This is a genomic window from Bradyrhizobium roseum, assembly GCF_030413175.1.
GTDB classification, from domain to species: Bacteria; Pseudomonadota; Alphaproteobacteria; order Rhizobiales; family Xanthobacteraceae; genus Bradyrhizobium; species Bradyrhizobium roseum.
The window spans coordinates 4867001-4883052 of sequence record NZ_CP129212.1 but is presented as its reverse complement, the minus strand read 5'-3'; the positions used below and the strand labels follow the sequence as shown (position 1 = coordinate 4883052).

The 16052-nt window shown below is 60.3% G+C and carries 12 protein-coding genes; 11 read left to right on the top strand and 1 reads right to left on the bottom strand.

Features of this window, described 5'->3' with window-relative positions; translation table 11 throughout:
- Positions 1 to 128 precede the first annotated feature (128 nt).
- From QUH67_RS23190 to QUH67_RS23165, 6 genes are all read left to right on the top strand, one after another.
- Positions 129 to 2195: an acyl-CoA dehydrogenase family protein gene (locus QUH67_RS23190; RefSeq protein WP_300941552.1), complete on the top strand. Its 2067-nt coding sequence runs from the start codon at positions 129 to 131 to the stop codon at positions 2193 to 2195.
- 10 nt (positions 2196 to 2205) lie between these two features.
- Positions 2206 to 3405, top strand: coding sequence for a CaiB/BaiF CoA transferase family protein (locus tag QUH67_RS23185; RefSeq protein WP_300941550.1), 1200 nt, complete (start codon positions 2206 to 2208; stop codon positions 3403 to 3405).
- Positions 3406 to 3591: 186 nt separating this feature from the next.
- On the top strand, positions 3592 to 4428 hold the full coding sequence (locus tag QUH67_RS23180) for a Bug family tripartite tricarboxylate transporter substrate binding protein (protein ID WP_300941548.1): 837 nt from the start codon (positions 3592 to 3594) through the stop codon (positions 4426 to 4428).
- 12 nt (positions 4429 to 4440) lie between these two features.
- Positions 4441 to 4770 carry a hypothetical protein gene (locus QUH67_RS23175; RefSeq protein WP_300941546.1) on the top strand — a complete coding sequence of 110 codons (330 nt, stop codon included), beginning with the start codon at positions 4441 to 4443 and terminating at the stop codon, positions 4768 to 4770.
- 243 nt (positions 4771 to 5013) lie between these two features.
- A complete protein-coding gene (locus tag QUH67_RS23170) occupies positions 5014 to 5739 on the top strand; it encodes a helix-turn-helix transcriptional regulator (RefSeq protein ID WP_300941545.1) in 726 nt (241 codons plus the stop codon).
- Between the two features lie 1209 nt (positions 5740 to 6948).
- Positions 6949 to 7230 carry a hypothetical protein gene (locus QUH67_RS23165; protein ID WP_300941543.1) on the top strand — a complete coding sequence of 94 codons (282 nt, stop codon included), beginning with the start codon at positions 6949 to 6951 and terminating at the stop codon, positions 7228 to 7230.
- Positions 7231 to 7323: 93 nt separating this feature from the next.
- Here QUH67_RS23165 and QUH67_RS23160 read toward each other — a convergent pair whose 3' ends face one another.
- Positions 7324 to 8175 carry an IclR family transcriptional regulator gene (locus tag QUH67_RS23160; protein ID WP_300941542.1) on the bottom strand — a complete coding sequence of 284 codons (852 nt, stop codon included), beginning with the start codon at positions 8173 to 8175 and terminating at the stop codon, positions 7324 to 7326.
- 88 nt (positions 8176 to 8263) lie between these two features.
- Between QUH67_RS23160 and QUH67_RS23155 the strand changes: the two genes are divergently transcribed.
- From QUH67_RS23155 to QUH67_RS23135, 5 genes are all read left to right on the top strand, one after another.
- Positions 8264 to 9280, top strand: a complete 1017-nt coding sequence (locus QUH67_RS23155) for a cyclase family protein (RefSeq protein ID WP_300941540.1) — start codon at positions 8264 to 8266, stop codon at positions 9278 to 9280.
- A 2-nt stretch (positions 9281 to 9282) separates the two neighbouring features.
- Positions 9283 to 10014: an SDR family NAD(P)-dependent oxidoreductase gene (locus QUH67_RS23150; RefSeq protein ID WP_300941539.1), complete on the top strand. Its 732-nt coding sequence runs from the start codon at positions 9283 to 9285 to the stop codon at positions 10012 to 10014.
- Between the two features lie 136 nt (positions 10015 to 10150).
- A complete protein-coding gene (locus QUH67_RS23145; RefSeq protein WP_300941537.1) occupies positions 10151 to 11167 on the top strand; it encodes a TRAP transporter substrate-binding protein in 1017 nt (338 codons plus the stop codon).
- Positions 11168 to 11175: 8 nt separating this feature from the next.
- Positions 11176 to 13068: a TRAP transporter large permease gene (locus tag QUH67_RS23140; protein WP_300941535.1), complete on the top strand. Its 1893-nt coding sequence runs from the start codon at positions 11176 to 11178 to the stop codon at positions 13066 to 13068.
- Positions 13069 to 13153: 85 nt separating this feature from the next.
- Positions 13154 to 14881: a thiamine pyrophosphate-binding protein gene (locus QUH67_RS23135; protein ID WP_300941533.1), complete on the top strand. Its 1728-nt coding sequence runs from the start codon at positions 13154 to 13156 to the stop codon at positions 14879 to 14881.
- Positions 14882 to 16052 lie beyond the last annotated feature (1171 nt).

Below are 16052 nucleotides of genomic sequence, written 5' to 3'. Positions count from 1 at the left end.
TTACAGGGCTGCTCCGCGACTCCATGCGGAGGCTTCTCGAAGCGCGTTGGCGCCCCGACGGCCCTACGGATCGCGCGTCGCCGGAAGCGATCGCCGGAATTTGGAGCAGGCTGGTCCAGCAAGGAGTGGTGGTTCTGGGCTCGGATCCGCACCAGCGCAGCCTTGCTGCGATCCTCGTGGTGATGGAAGAGCTTGGCCGGGCGGCCTGTCCCGCGCCGATGTGGTCTGCGATGCTGGCCAATATTGCACTATCGAAGGCATCTCCCGCCGCCGATGGGATGCGACGGGCGCTTGAGGCGGGCAGGGCGCGGTTTGCGTTCTCCTTCGGTGCCTTCGACCCGGATGTCGGTGTCGGTTCGATAGCGCTCGACAAGGCAAGGGCGACCGGATCGCTTCGTTTCGTCGAGGCGGCCGGTAGCGCTACGCATCTGCTCGTGCCCGTGGGTGAAGCAGAGCTTGCACTCATCGACCTCGGAGCTGGTGGGGTCAAGCGCGTGCCCACGCGCATGATGGGCGCCTGGGGCAACTGGGAGTTGACACTCGAGAGTGTGCCCGCAACGCTCGTTCCCATTGGCGATGTCGGTCTCGACCATCTGCGATCGATCGCCGCGATCGCGCTGCTTGCGCGGGCCCACGGCGCTGCGAACCGGGCACTCGAACTGGCGGCGGAGTATGCCAAGGAGCGACAGCAATTCGGACAGCCGATCGGAAGATTTCAGGCGATCCAGCACAAGCTCGCCAATTGCTTCATTGACATCGAGGGCGCCCGGCGCGTTCTGCACCATACGGCAAAGCTGTTGGACAAGGGCGACGACGATTGGCCTTACTTTGCCGATTGCGCGATGGCGTTCGCTGGCCCGGCGCTGCGTCGTGTGTCGCTCGAGATACAGCATACGTTCGGCGCCATCGGCTATGCCGAGGAGCACGAAGCACCCCGGCACTTCAAGCGCGTGCATCTGGACACGATCGCGCTTGGCGGTGCGGCCCATGCCAAACGACGGCTCGCTTCGCGTCTGTTCGACAACGGCGGCACAGGCTTGCCGCAGTACGATCTCGGACCCGCCGGCAACGAGTTGCGCGAACTGGCGAGGCGTTGGCTTTCGCAGAACTGGGCGGGAGACCGAAAAGCCGCCTTTGACGCGCGGCCGTTCGCCAAGCGTGAGTTCGATGCCGAGTTTGCCCGCGACATCGGCGGCACCGGGTGGATTGGGCTCGGCTGGCCGAGCGAGTTCGGCGGTCAGGCGCGAACGCCCCTGGAGCAAATCGCCTTCATCGAAACCATGGAGCGGGGCGAAGCGCCGCGCATCGGAGCTTCGATCCAGTCCAATGCCCTCATGATGTTCGGCACGCCGGAGCAACAGAAAAAGTACCTTCCCGAGATCCTGCGCGGCGTGGCCATGCACGGGATGGGCTACAGCGAGCCGCAGGCGGGATCGGACCTCGCAGCACTGCGGACCAGCGCGGTCCGCGATGGCGACGATTGGCTGATCAACGGACAGAAGATCTGGACCACGACCTGGTGGGGTGAATACATGTTTCTGGCGGCGCGGACCGACAAGAACGCGACGCCGCCCCATGCCGGCATCAGCATGTTCATCGTGCCGATGAACGCTCCGGGGATCACGATCCAGCCGGCGGCCACGATGTACGACGGCTCGTTCGCCAACATTTTCTACAACAACGTTCGCGTACCACTGGAGAACGTGGTCGGGCGGGTGAACGAGGGCTGGAAGGTCCTGACCGGAGCGCTTGCTTTCGAGCGGGGACTGGTGGGCGGTGGCATCGTGCTGAAAGTCGCGCATGCCTTTGAACAGCTGCGCCAACACCTTTTGAGCCGGCCGGAGTTGAGCGCGGATCCGGTCATCCGCGACCGGATGGCGACGTTCGCCGGCGAGATTGAGATCGGTCGCCAACTGATGATGCATTGTGCCGAACTCGCGGTGGACGGCGTTACGCCACCGGAATATGGCGCGATCAGCAAGGTGTTTTCCAGTGAACTGATGGAACGTTTCGGCGAAGCCGCGCTCGACATGCTCGGCATGCAAGCCGCGCTCTCCGAACAGATGCCCGGCGCCATCGACAATGGCCGGTTCGAGCAGAACCTGCGTCATTCCCTGATGTGGGTGATCAGCATCGGGACGAACGAAATCCAGCGCAGCCTGATTGCGCAGCGCGCGCTTGGCTTGCCACGATAAGGAAGAAGCAATGCAGGACCAGCCCTTGAACTCCCCGCTTGACGGCGTCCGCGTGCTGGATTTCTCCATCATGCTGGCCGGTCCTTATTGCGCGCGCTTGCTGGCCGACATGGGGGCCGAAGTGATCAAGATCGAGCCTCCGGAAGGCGAGGAAATGCGCCTGCGCGCCCCCCTTCGCGAAGGCCAGAGTGCTTATTTCGGTCAGCTCAATGCCGGTAAGAAAAGCTTGGCTCTCGACCTCAAATCACCGGAGGCGATCGGGCTCGTGCATCGCATGATCGAAAGCACCGACATTCTGGTCGAGAATTTCCGGCCCGGTGTGATGGAACGTCTCGGCCTCGGATATAAAGCGCTGCGCAAGATCAATCCGCGCCTGATCTATTGCTCTATATCCGGCTACGGCCAGACCGGGTCGCGGTCCAGGCGTCCCGCCTATGCGATGATCGTCCATGCGGAGAGCGGCTTCGACCGCGCGCTGATGCGATACGCGGGAGATCGTGATCGGCCGGCGGCGGGCGCGGTGTTCGTGGCCGATATTCTCGGCGGCACTTTCGGCTTCTCTGCCATTCAAACCGCCATGGTGCAGCGGGCGCGAACGGGGGAAGGGCAGCAGGTCGACGTCGTTCTGATGGACTGCATGCTGAACCTCATGGTGTACGAACTGCAGGAGGCGCAATTCTCCGCGCCGGTCCCGCGGCCAACCTATGGTCCGGTGCGGGCAAGGGACGGAGACATCCTGATCGCACCGGTATCGGCGCGCAATTTCGCAGCGCTTCGCGACTTGACCCGGCTGCCCGAGCTTTCATCCGACCCGCGATTTACTTCGGTGGCGGCGCGCGGGGCGAACTGGAGCGCAATGATGCAGGTCGTCGAGAGATGGACTACGCAGCACTCCGTGGATGAGTGTTTGGCCGCGCTCGATCGCGCTGGAATTCCGAATGCGCGGTTCCGGGATCCGGCCGAGACGCTGCACGATCCGCATTTGTCCGAGCGCGGCGTATTCGCTGAGGTTGCCGACGTCGCAGGCAAGTTCAAGGGCGTCAACGCGCCATGGCGTATGTCGGGAGCCCAAACCGGGATCGGCCACGATATCCCCGCCATCGGCGAGCATCGGGATGAGGTTCTTGCGCGCGTGCTTGGCTGGTCTTCGAAGGAAGTCGGGCAGGCCGCGGCCGCCGGGGCGTTTGGAAAACTGGCGGCAGCACCATGAGTTGATGCCGCGCACTGTGCTGCAGGACAATAACTATAATATGGGAGGATCGACGTGAAAGTATTGCGAATTCTGTTTTTCCTTTTCGGGGCCTCGGTTATCTCCGTGGCGGCCGCAGCGGATAATTTTCCGACGCGGTCGATACGGCTGGTTGTGCCATATCCTGCCGGCGGTTCGACCGACATCATGGCGCGCGCGCTGCAGGAGCCGATGGCAAAAATTCTCGGCCAGCCGATTATCATCGATAACCGCGGCGGCGCCGCCGGCACAACCGGCGCCAACGAAGCCGCCCGTTCGGACGCCGACGGCTACACGCTGCTGTTTGCCAACAACGGTCCGATTTCGATTGCCCCGCTGCTGCAAAAGAGCGTCGACTTCAATCCGCTGAAGAGCTTTGCACCGGTCTCGCTGGTTTCCACTGCGCCGCTCGTGCTGGTGGCGAATGAAAGTGTTCCCGTGAAGGACGTCGTCGGGCTCATTGCCCATGCCAGGGCGCGGAGCAAGCCGATGCTGTATGCGTCCGCAGGGCCAGGGTCGCTCGGGCATCTCAGCACAGAGCGCTTTCTCAATCAGGCTGGCCTGCAGATGATCCACGTTCCCTACCGGGGCCAGGCACCGACGACGCTGGCGATCTTCGCCGCCGAGGTGGATATCCTGCTCACGACGACATCAGATACGCTCAACGAGCATATCAAGGCCGGAAAGGTGAAGCTCCTTGGCGTGTCGTCGCCGGGGTCTTCACCGGTTGCCCCTAACGCGGCGCCCATCGGCAATGCTCTGGAGGGTTTTGCGGTCGAAACCTGGTTCGGCATCCTCGCCCCGGCAGGAACGCCCGCGGAAGTGGTCAACAAGCTCAACGCCGCGCTGACCACAGTCCTGGCGATGCCCCAAATACGCGACCGTTTTCTCGCCTACGGCGTCGAAGCCAAGTCCAGCACGCCTTCGGAGCTGCACGCGCTGATTGCCGCCGAGATACCGTCTTGGCGCAAGGTGATTGAAGAGCGCAACGTCAAGGCCGAATAGCAGGAAATCGCATTGGTCGAGCGTGATGTTGGCTTGCTTGACAATCTTCGACCATCTGTCGAAATCGGTGCGGATGGTTTCCGCAAAGGCGTCCGACGTCGAGCTCCTGGGTTCGACGCCGAGGTTCTTTCAAGGGTTCCTGCACGGAGGGTCGCAATCGCACGCGTGATCGCATCGTTCAGCTTGGCCAAGATCTCCGGAGGCATGCCGGCGGACGCGAGGATGCCAAACCAGACCACGACTGGCATCCGGGAAATATCTCGGCAATGGTGGGCATTTTCCGGAAACAACGGCGAACGCGCCGGCGTGCTGATGCCCAGCGCGTTGGGCGTGCCCACGTAGACGTGACCCATGCCTTCGCGCGGTGTGATGAAATATTGTTCGCGGATACAACGCCCTCAGGCGTCGATAATGAGGCTACGAAGATCAAGAAGGGGGATCGTGTCGCCTGAAGTCCAGTCCGCTTCACGAACTTTAGTACGGGTGATCATTTTGCCGCGACACTCCAGACAGCGGCATTCCCTCCAAGGCAATTTTCCAGCCAGCATCGGACTCTAACAGGGGTAAGTTTGCCCGAAACGCCAGATGAAGCTCACCGAAGAGGCTTTTCAGGAATTTGTCGACGCGCTTGAGACGGCCGCGGACGAAGAGGGATTCGAGCGGGTGGCGTCGCGCGTCATCAGAGGGCTCGGATTTCAACGCTTTGCCTATCTGCGTATGACCGACGACACCCCGGCTCTATTGTCCTCATACCCCAAATCCTGGACCGAGAGATATTTCGACCTGCGTTATCAAATGATCGATCCGGTCGTCCAGCGCGCCGCAAAGGAATACGATCTGTTCTCATGGGGAGGTGCGCCTATCATTGGCGCAGCAAAAGAACAGCAAAGGCTTTTTGAGGAAGCTACCACGTTCGGAATCAAGTCCGGTATCACGGTGCCGATCAGAATGGGCTTTGGGCGGATTGCCGCGTTTACGTTCGCAACGGCAGAATCGATCGCTGGCACAAACCGCTTGCTTCTCGAAACAACCGATGTCCTTCGTCTGATCGGCTTGTATTTTCATGCCCACGTCTCCGTGCGGCTCGATCGGCCGCTCGGCAAGCCACGCGATAAAGCGGCATTGACGCAGCGAGAGCGACAATGCTTGTCGTGGGTCGCTCGCGGAAAGACAATTTCCGATGTTGCGGTGCTTGTCCAGATCAGGCCGCGGACTGTCGTGTTTCACCTCGAGAACGCGAGACGAAAGCTTAACGCCGGCTCGATAGCCCAGTGTGTTGCTGAGGCGCTTCGTCGTGGCCAGCTGCTGTAATCGCTTTTCTTGGATCAATTTCCGGGACCGTTGCTCGCACGGCGCGACCACGCGCGAGGCGGAGCTGCAGCGCAATTACTGACGCCCTGTGGCGTGCGTCGAAAATGCATACCGTTACAATCGACACCACCGGTTATCTGAGCACTTCGCCACAGTCGGGACCGGAACAGCCGGCGAGCGGATCGGATGCGCGGTGCCTGGGACAGGAATGCCAGATCATGGCATATGATCGATGTCACCAGTGCAAGGCTCCATGTCGAAGAAAGCGGTTACGGTCACCCCATCATCTTCGTCCATAAATTCGGATCTGACTGTTGGCAGCGCGAGAATCAGAATTGCTACGTTTCGTGCGTCTTGTGCCTGCGTTCAGGCCTTGGGCAGCAAGACGGCGTTTCACCCGACCTCCCTTGACGAAACACGGATAGCTCGTCGCTCCTGGCCCAATTTGCATCACGAAGCAGGTTTGTTGTGTTCAGTACATTTCTTGGAGCGTTGCCTTGAAATGACATCTCAGGGGTGTCGAATTTCTTCCAACCGCCGATCGACACGCCCCAGATGGGTATCCTATGCGCCATAGTGCAGAGGCTGTGGACACGGAATCGGAAAAGCCAGAATGCCTCGCATTGCAACGGGTAAAGTGAAGCTGCACCATAACGGGCAGATCTACGGAGATCGCATTGGCGTTCCCGATGGATTTCAATGCAGATCCTGGACTACGGATGCCAAGGTTCGTCACCTTGGCAGCCACCATCGATACACGAATCTCCCTGATAGCGAGACTGATGAGACATTTCCCGACAGCGTAAATCTGCAATCCATCAGTGGCTGTATGGGAAGCGGCGGGTATTACGCGGTGTACCCGCGTGGGCGAGGGGCGTCCGCCGGATCTGCTCCCGAGGGCTATGCCAGGGTATCAAGATGGGCCTCACCGGAAGAGGCAGGGACCTGGGTGAGAAACGCGGGAACTGCTGTTCCGTCGGGGATAGGAGGTGACCGTTTGTACGTTGCTTTGCCATGGGCAAGGCAACCCGGCGGAACAGGCCCAGTCCGCGTCGACTTTGCAGTGCCCCAGGATGCGCTGATCGAGACGGCTAAAGCCGAATGGCGTGTGATAGTGCAACCCATCCAAAGTACGCCCGTTCACAATGTAATTATCACAGTTCCAAATGGGATCGCGCTCCCAAAATGATAAATGATTCCAGTGTCAGCGTGACCACCGAATTCGGCCTGATCGTACGTCGAAGCGCATTGGTTGAACGGCAAGTCGATTTGCAAGATTTATTTGCGGTCATGGAAGTGGGGGAATGGTTTGACGCTAGCGACGATCTGCTCTCGTTCGGACCGCACTTTGGACACGAGGCATTGATTACGATCGTCTCTCGCCTGATAGAGTTGGGGCTCGTCTACTTTGACGACTTTTTTGAGTTTTGCGGTGACTATCCGCCATGGTGTGCATTTCGCGGTCGCTACAATCCGTCGTCATCGACCTGACGGGATGAGGCTGGCACCTTGGCTCGGGGATGTGGAGGCGCTCGACACGTGGTTCTTGCGGCGATCGCATGGCGCGTGTCCGGGTGTTGTTGGCTAGATCGGAAGCCCGGCGAGAAGCCGGGTACGATTCTGCAATTGAAAGAACGGTGCATTATCGTGTTGCATCTGTTTGATCTCCGTCAGCATAGCCGAAGCGATATCCGAACGTCGATCTTTGGCCATGCGTTCAGAAATCGACGATATTGATATCGCTCCAATCGGATCCCCGGACTCAAGACTTATCGCAGCACCCACCGTGCAGATACCAGGGACGATCTTGCCGTCGACAAAGGTATATCCATTCAGTCTGGCTGCCGTCACGATCTGCCTGAGATCATCATCCGAGACGTCGTATGCCCGACGGTTTTTGGCATTGCGGGCCAAAATGGACGACTGTTCGGTCGGCGGCAGTGCTGCGAGAATGGCTGCACTGCCGGCGCCGATGCCGAGAGGCCGGCGACTACCGACCTCAAAGATCAGGGTCTTGATCGGATAGCTGCCCTCCAGACGTTCGACGCACACCGCCTCGTCGCCACTTCTCACGGTGAGATAAACGGCATCCTGATAGCGCTCAACCAGTCGCTCCAGTGACGGCCGTGCCAAGGTCAAAAGCCCGTATCTGTCGGCGGCTCCACTGGCCCAAGTGAAGATCTTGAAGCCCACAAAATAGCGTTGGCTTTCTTCGTCAAAGTCCGCAAGCCGATAGGCGACGAGCCCGGAGAGCAATCGATGCGCTGTGGCTTTGCCGAGGCCGGTCGTCCGGCAAATCTCGTTCAGACGCATGCCGCGTCGCGGCTCGGTGCTTAGCGCCGACATCAATATATCGAGCCGGGCGATGCTCTGATGGGTTCCCCCATCGACGGCGGATGTCGGGACGGATGCCTTGCTTTGAATGCGACGGATCATGCCCTCTTTTAAATAACGGCTTGACAAAAGCCAATGCGTCTCGTTAATCGGTATATAAACTCGTTAAACGATACTTATTGGAAACGCTATGTCGGAGAAGCGCTGGCAGCGCCGGCCTGAAAACTCCAATTGGGGTGATTTCGGCGATGATGATCAGATCGGCCGGTTGAATCTGATCACGCCGGAGGTCGTGAAGCGCGGCGTCGCCGAAGTGCGCGAAGGCATCGTCTTCTGCCTGTCGCTTCCGCTCGACGTGCCAGGCGGACGCGTTCTCACGGCTCACCGTTTTCCTCCCGAATTGCGGGCGATCATCCGCAACGGCCAACCGTATTTCCACTACTGCTACGCGCACGAAAACTCCGACTGGCGCGATGTTGTGTGTGACGATGCCGTAAACCTGGCAACGCAGTATTCGACACAGTGGGATGGGCTCGCGCATGTCGGACAAATGTTTGATGCTGATGGCGACGATGAGCCCAGCCCTGTCTACTACAACGGCTTCCGCGCGGGCTCCGACATTCCGTCACCCGCTGACCGCGGGGTCGGCACTGCGGTTGCGCTCGGCATCGATCAGGCGGCAGCGCACGGAATCCAGGGCAGGGGTGTGCTCGTAGATCTTGCCAGGCGCTTCGGACGCGAGCGTATCCTCGTCGACGGTCCAATGCTGCGCCAAATCCTTGCCGAGGATGCCATCGATATTCTGCCGGGCGACATCCTTTGTCTGTACACCGGCTACGCCGATGTTGTTCTCGAGATGAACCGGTCTCCCGATGCCGAAATCCTCAGTTCGGCCTGCGCGGTGCTCGACGGCACCTGCGACGATCTTTGCGACTGGATCACGGAGACGGGCATCGCGGCCATCGCGGCCGACAACTATGCGGTCGAAGCGGTGCCACCGCGAAACGATCGTTCCAAAGGCCTGTTGTTGCCCCTGCACGAGCACTGTCTTTTCAAGCTCGGAATTCACCTCGGCGAACTATGGCAACTCGGTCCGCTTGCCCATTGGCTGAACAGCCACGGGCGAAGCCACTTCCTGCTGACTGCACCGCCTTTGCGCCTGCCGGGTGCGGTGGGTTCTCCCGTCACTCCCATTGCAACTGTGTAAACATGAAAATTCCCGGCAATTCGGCTGCTATCGTCACGGGTGGTTCGCGCGGCATCGGTGCTGCGATCATACGCGCGCTTCATGAGCGCGGCATAGCGACCGTCAATATCGATCGATCGCCCCCGACCGAGCCATCGCCCGCGACGTTTATCGAGGCGGATCTTGCCGATCCCGACGCGCGGGCGGCAGCCTTGAGGATTGTCAAAGAACGCTATACGCCGTTGTGGCTCGTCAACAATGCCGCGATCGTCGCTCCGGCAAGTATTGACGATGTTACCACCGAAGATTTCAACAGAGTGATCACCCTCAATTTGCTGGCTGTCATCGCCTGCACCCAGGCGGTCGTACCCGCCATGCGCGCGGCCGGCTTTGGCCGCATCCTTAATATCTCGAGCCGCGCAGCCATCGGCAAGGAGCTTCGGACGGTCTATGCCGCAACCAAAGCCGGCGTGCTGGGAATGACGAAAACCTGGGCGCTCGAACTCGGGCCCTGCGGAATCACCGTCAACGCGATCGGCCCCGGCCCCATAGAAACCGACCTTTTCAGAGCCTCGAACCCGCCTGACTCTCCCCGGACACGCGCCATACTGGAAGCCATCCCATTGAAGCGGCTTGGCCGGGTGGAAGACATCGCGCACGCCGCCTCATTCTTTCTGTCCGACGAAGCCTCGTTTGTGACCGGGCAGACCCTCTACGTTTGCGGCGGGCTGACCATCGGCAATGCGGCCGCGTGACCCCGGAAAGCGACCGTAGGAGATATCACACGTAGTCAACACGTCGCGCAAAGGTCGACCGCGGAGACGGTCCATGCAAGGCGCCGCACGCGATCCACGAAAAGGCTAATGCCAGATCAACCAGGGAGAGCAGGTTATGGGAATTTCGAGGCGCGTACTCATCCGATCAGCGGCCGTCATTGGCGTGGGCTCCGTGGCAGGCCTCATCCCCCGGTCAGCCGGAGCAGCAGAGTTCACGATCAAGCTCGGCAACAACGTCCCCGACACGCATCCGACCAACGTCGCCCTCACCAAGGCCGCGGATCGAATCGCGCGTGAGACGGCGGGACGCGTTGAACTCAGGCTCTTTCCCAACAATGCCCTCGGTGGCGACACCGACATGTTGAGCCAAGTGCGATCGGGTGCGCTTGAGGCGTACATGCTTTCTCCGCTTGTAAGCGCGACGCTGGTGCCGCTTGCCGCAATCAGCGGTCTCGGTTTTGCGTTCAAAGACTATGACGCCTTGTGGGCGGCGATGGATGGCGAAGTCGGGACACTGGTCCGTGGCGAATATGCCAAGATCAACCTCGTCGCGATGCCACGAATCTTCGACAATGGCTTCCGGCAGATTACGACGAGCGGAAGGCCGGTGCACGGTCCGGCCGATCTGAAGGGCCTCAAGATCCGCGTGCCGGTAAGTCCGATGTGGACCTCGCTCTTCAAGGCCCTGGGCACATCGCCGATCAGCATCAATTTTGCGGAGCTCTATTCGGCGTTGCAGACCAAGCTGGCCGAAGCGCAGGAAAATCCGCTTTCCATCATCCAGGTGGGCAAGCTGTACGAGGTACAGAAGTATCTCGCCTACACTAACCATATGTGGGACGGATTCTGGTGCGTGATGAACAAGGCAAGGTGGGATGCGTTGCCGAAAGAGCTTCAGGGCGTCGTGGAGCGCAATGTCAATTTGGCCGCCGATGAACAAAGGAAGGCGGTCAGGACACTTAACGAATCGCTCCAAGGTGAACTCGAGAGCAAAGGGATGCTGTTCAACAAGGTCGACGTAACGCCCTTCCGGGATGCAATCGCCAGGGCAGGATTTTATGCCGAGTGGCAGGGCAAGTTCGGAGCCGACTCCTGGGCGCTTCTGGAAAAATTCACCGGCAAGCTTGTCTAGAGTCAGTGATGAGCGAATCTCGGACGAAAGCCATCTCCGACCCAGTCGGAAACGAACTCGCCTCGGCGACCGGATTACGGAGGCTCGCCGAGGTCGTCGATCGAATCCTTGGTGTAGTCACAGAGCTGCCCGCCGCGGCGCTCGTAGTGGCCGAAATCCTGATCCTGTTGACCGGAGTCTTTACGCGCTACGTCCTCAACGATCCGCTGGTATGGACCGACGAACTGGCTTCGATTCTCTTTCTCTGGCTGGCGATGCTGGGGGCAGTCATTGCCATGCGTCGCAATGCGCATATGCGGTTGACATTCTTCGTCGCGAGACTGGCCCCGGACGCACGGGCGACGCTCGAAACGATAGCCGCATTTGCGACGCTCGCCTTTGTTGCGTTGTTGATCGTCCCGGCATTCGACTACGCCGTCCACGAAGCGATTGTCCGCACCCCTGCATTGGGGCTTCCCGGCAGCGTGAAATCCGCCGCTGTCGCCACGGGCCTCGTCCTGATATTCGTTATCGCGGCAATTCGTCTGATATCGACTTCCACGTCCCGGCAACTCGCGATGGCCTTCGCGCTTGTTGCGGCCATCTGGTGCCTGCTTTGGCTGGCGCAGGGTTCGCTTCGTTCGATCGGAAACTACAATCTTGTGGTGTTTTTCGTCGGATTGGTCGGTTTGTGTATCGCGGCCGGCGTGCCCATCGCGTTTGCCTTCGGGCTCGCGACGATTGCTTATTTGGGCCTGATGGGTTCCACACCTCTGAGCGTCGTCGTGAGTCGCGTTGAAGAAGGAATGGGGCATCTTGTTCTGCTGTCCGTACCGCTCTTCGTTTTTTTGGGATTGCTAATCGAGCTCACCGGGATGGCCCGGGCAATGGTCGCCTTCCTTGTGGCGCTGATCGGCCACGTTCGCGGCGGGCTCTCCTACGTCTTGCTCGGTGCGATCTACCTGGTTTCCGGAATCTCGGGTTCCAAAGCTGCAGATATGGCCGCTGTAGCGCCGATACTATTCCCCGAGATGAAGCGGCGCGGCAGCAAGCCGGGCGAACTGGTCGCATTGCTGTCGACGTCCGCCGCAATGTCCGAAACGATCCCGCCCAGCCTGGTCCTGATCACGATCGGCTCGGTGACAAACGTCTCGATCGCCGCACTGTTTACCGGCGGACTGTTGCCGGCCCTCGTACTTGCAATCATCCTCGGAATTCTCGCCGGTTATCGCTCCCGGTCGGAAGTGATCGCAGGGCTGCGGCGCGCAGGCGGCCGCGATATCGCGCTGGCATTGTTGATCGCGCTTCCGGCGCTGGTGCTTCCTTTCATCATTCGCGCTGCCGTCGTCGAAGGGGTCGCCACAGCGACAGAGGTGTCGACGATCGGGATCGTCTACTCCGTACTGTGTGGCATTCTGATCTATCGACGCTTCGAGATTCGACGGCTGGCGTCAATGTTGGTGGATACAGCGGCGTTAACTGGCGCGATTCTGCTTATCATCGGATGCGCCACGGCGATGGCCTGGGCTTTGACGCAGTCGGGGTTCTCTCGTGACCTTGCGGCGATGATGGCCCATGTTCCCGGTGGAAAGTGGGGGTTCATCGTACTGTCCATCGTCGTTTTCGTCGTGCTTGGCTCCGTACTGGAGGGAATTCCGGCGCTGGTGTTGTTCGGACCCTTGCTTTTTCCGATCGCGCGCATGCTCGGCGTGCACGAGGTGCATTACGCGATGATCGTCATTCTTGCGATGGGCATTGGACTGTTCGCTCCGCCGCTCGGCGTCGGCTATTACACGGCCTGCGCGATCGGGCGGGTTGATCCTGATGAAGGCATGGGGGCGATCTGGCCGTATCTCGGCGCCCTCATTGTCGGGCTGCTGATAGTTGCATTTGTCCCATGGCTGTCGATCGGCTTCCTGTAGAAGCTCGCTGCCCCCTTTGAGCAATGACCCGGTCCGGAAGGCGGCGTCCGGGATCCTCTGAACTCATCAAATCCGGAGTACGAGAATGAGCGTTAATGAAATGACGGGTGGCGAAGCCATCGCACGCATGATCAGGGCGTTCGACGGCGGCCCGATGTTCGGCATGGGCGGGTTTCAATTGCTTCCCTTCTACGACGCCGCGCGCCGCTTGGGACTTCCGCACTACTTGATCAACGACGAGCGCGCCGGTGTGTTTGCCGCCGATGCGTATGCCAAGGTCAGCGGCAAAGTTGGCCTCGTCGACGCGACGCTCGGGCCGGGCGCCACCAACCTTGTGACGGGCCTGCTTGAGGCGTTGAACGCAGGAACCCCCATCGTGGCGCTTGTCGGCGACACCCATCGCGAACATTCCTGGAAAAACATGACTCAGGAGAGCCGGCAGATCGACATCCTGCGCCCGGCCTGCAAGGAGATCATACGCATCGAGGTCGTCCAGCGTATTCCGGAATTGCTACGCCGCGCATTCGCCGTCGCCACGACAGGCCGACCTGGTCCGGTCGTCATTGACGTGCCCGAAGATGTTTGTCACGGAACCTTCGGTTTTGACGACAGCGATTTCGCCGCCAATCCCGGCAATCGGGCTGCGCCGTCTTTGCGGTGCCGGCCGGATGGACGTGCGGTGGTCCGGGCGGCCAAACTCATTAGGGAAGCAAGACGCCCGATCATCCTGGCGGGCGGCGGAGTTCACCTTAGTGGCGCAGCTCACGCGCTGACCTCGTTTGCGAGGACGCTGAATATTCCGGTTGCGCACACAATGACCGGAAAGGGCGCGATTCCATGCAGCGATCCGCTGAGTGCGGGCTTGTTCGGGCGCTATGATCGGATTGCAAACAGCTTGATCGAGGAGTCGGATCTGCTGGTTGTCATCGGCTGCAAGCTCGGCGAGATAGCGACAAAACGGTTCTCCGTGCCCGGTCCGGGACATCGGGTGATCCATCTTGACATCCTTGCGGAGGAATTCGGACGCACACTTGAGCCAGAACTAACGCTATGGGGGGATGCCCTGCTGGGAATCCAGGATTTTCAGGATTCGCTCGAGGGGCAGGCGGCCTCAGTAAAGGAAAGGCTCGCAGGCTACGCTGCGGAAATCCCGCAACGAATGCAGCGGTGGCGTCAAGACGTCTCGGCGCGGCTTCACTCGAATGAGGTGCCGGTCAGCATGGCGCGCCTGATGACCGAGATCAACGCGATCCTCCCGGCCGATGGCTACCTCGTCGCCGACGGCGGCTTCGCGGCTCATTGGGGCGGATTGCTGTTCGATACCAAGCAAGCCGGACGCAGCTTCGTCCCGGACCGCGGATTTGCGTCGATCGGATACGGCTTGCCGGGCGCTATGGGCGTGGCAATGGCCGCTCCGGGCAAGACGGTGTTCAGCCTCACCGGGGACGGCGGCTTCAATATGATGCTCGGCGAGATCGAGACGGCTCGGCGGCTTGGCCTCACCTTCGTAGTCATTATCGTCAACAATGCAGCGTCCGGATATGTCAAGGCGCTTCAGCACCTGGTGTACGGCGCAGGCTCCTATCACGCCTCCGATCTCGCCGAGACGAACTATGCCGAAGTGGCGAAAGTTCTCGGCTGCAACGGAATTCGGGTAGAGCACCCTGCCGAAATCGCCGCCGCACTACAGCGCGCGATTTCCTTGAAAGGACCGACGGTAGTCGATGTGGTCGTCACGCGCGATCCGGCCAAGATGCTGCCCGGGGTCGACAATCGTGCGGCTACAGCCAAGAAGGGGGACCGCGTTGCATGAAAGTGAAGTCAACCCAAGCGCGGCGTCGGTTCCGCGATTGACCACAAAATCTAGAGCGTGGGGCTAAAGGATCGGTTCGCTCACGTGAAAGCTTGAACATCGGGCGACGTCGAAGGGATGTTCCAGGCCAGGACAGGGCGACGCACCTGCCGCGGGAGGCCAAGCGGGCGCTGGAGTGAAAGAGGAGCCCAAGTATCCGGGCATATTTACTGGCGAAATACGGGCTGCAGACCTTCGCTCGACACAAGTGCAATGAGGAAGCGCCGGATGGCGCAGTCTCTTTCGAACTCAGACTGTCCGGTGTAAGGCAAGCGGCTCGAGCCCGAGCCGCTCTCGGCTACCTCATCCGGAATAAGACGAAGAGCGAATTACCTGAGGACTTCAGCCGCTCCTGGGCGCGCAGCAGCGCCTCGGACCCGGTAACTCCTTCCGGCGACAACGTCGTCGTGCTGCGCGCGGGCGCTAGGCGGCCGACCCAGATCGAGCAGCCCCTCACGATGGCGCGTGGCGTCGCATCAACTGTGATTCAGTGCTGCCGTTGCCTCGCAAGGGGACGACTCACAACTTATCTGTTCCGCGTACGACGCGGCCGTTTCTTGCTCGAGCAAACGACGATCTGATTGGCGCTCTGGCCTTGATATTGCTGGCCGGACGGGAGTTGATCTCCAGCATAGTCGTCGAGGACGACGATGCAGGAATACCGCGCAAACCTGAAAATCGCGATGGACATATCAGACACTGCGTCCTGTCGACGGGCCAAACCGTAGCCGTTGCTCTCGCAAACTGATCGCCGTTTTCTCTGACGGCGTCAGCTTCGGAGAGCCGGCAGGCTGCCTGGCTGCAAGCCGTATCGGTCGAAGCCACGTATCGCGCGATGCTGGCCCGCCAGGTTCGCCGCCACCCGGTGAATGTGGGGGTGTCGAAAGCTCAAGCGGTCACGATCGACACCTCCGGACGGACAGGCGTTGCGACATAGTCATCGCAATCGGGGGCGAGCCCGATTGCAGGTCCTTCGACCGGTTTCGATCACCATTCTTTGGCACCGCGGTGTCAACACGCAATGTTTCGAAAAGGAGAGAGAGAAGCGATGCCTGATGTCGATACTGTACGGATGCTGAAGTCCATGCGCTCCAATGTCCACTGGCTGTTACCACCGGTGTTCAAACGTGTT

Excerpts from the sequence above, each read along its gene's own strand:
- QUH67_RS23185 (WP_300941550.1), top strand. The coding sequence starts at position 2,206 with ATGCAGGACCAGCCCTTGAACTCCCCGCTTGACGGCGTCCGCGTGCTG.
- QUH67_RS23180 (WP_300941548.1), top strand. The coding sequence starts at position 3,592 with ATGGCGCGCGCGCTGCAGGAGCCGATGGCAAAAATTCTCGGCCAGCCG.
- QUH67_RS23170 (WP_300941545.1), top strand. The coding sequence starts at position 5,014 with ATGAAGCTCACCGAAGAGGCTTTTCAGGAATTTGTCGACGCGCTTGAG.
- QUH67_RS23160 (WP_300941542.1), bottom strand. The coding sequence starts at position 8,175 with ATGATCCGTCGCATTCAAAGCAAGGCATCCGTCCCGACATCCGCCGTC.
- QUH67_RS23155 (WP_300941540.1), top strand. The coding sequence starts at position 8,264 with ATGTCGGAGAAGCGCTGGCAGCGCCGGCCTGAAAACTCCAATTGGGGT.
- QUH67_RS23150 (WP_300941539.1), top strand. The coding sequence starts at position 9,283 with ATGAAAATTCCCGGCAATTCGGCTGCTATCGTCACGGGTGGTTCGCGC.
- QUH67_RS23145 (WP_300941537.1), top strand. The coding sequence starts at position 10,151 with ATGGGAATTTCGAGGCGCGTACTCATCCGATCAGCGGCCGTCATTGGC.
- QUH67_RS23140 (WP_300941535.1), top strand. The coding sequence starts at position 11,176 with ATGAGCGAATCTCGGACGAAAGCCATCTCCGACCCAGTCGGAAACGAA.
- QUH67_RS23135 (WP_300941533.1), top strand. The coding sequence starts at position 13,154 with ATGAGCGTTAATGAAATGACGGGTGGCGAAGCCATCGCACGCATGATC.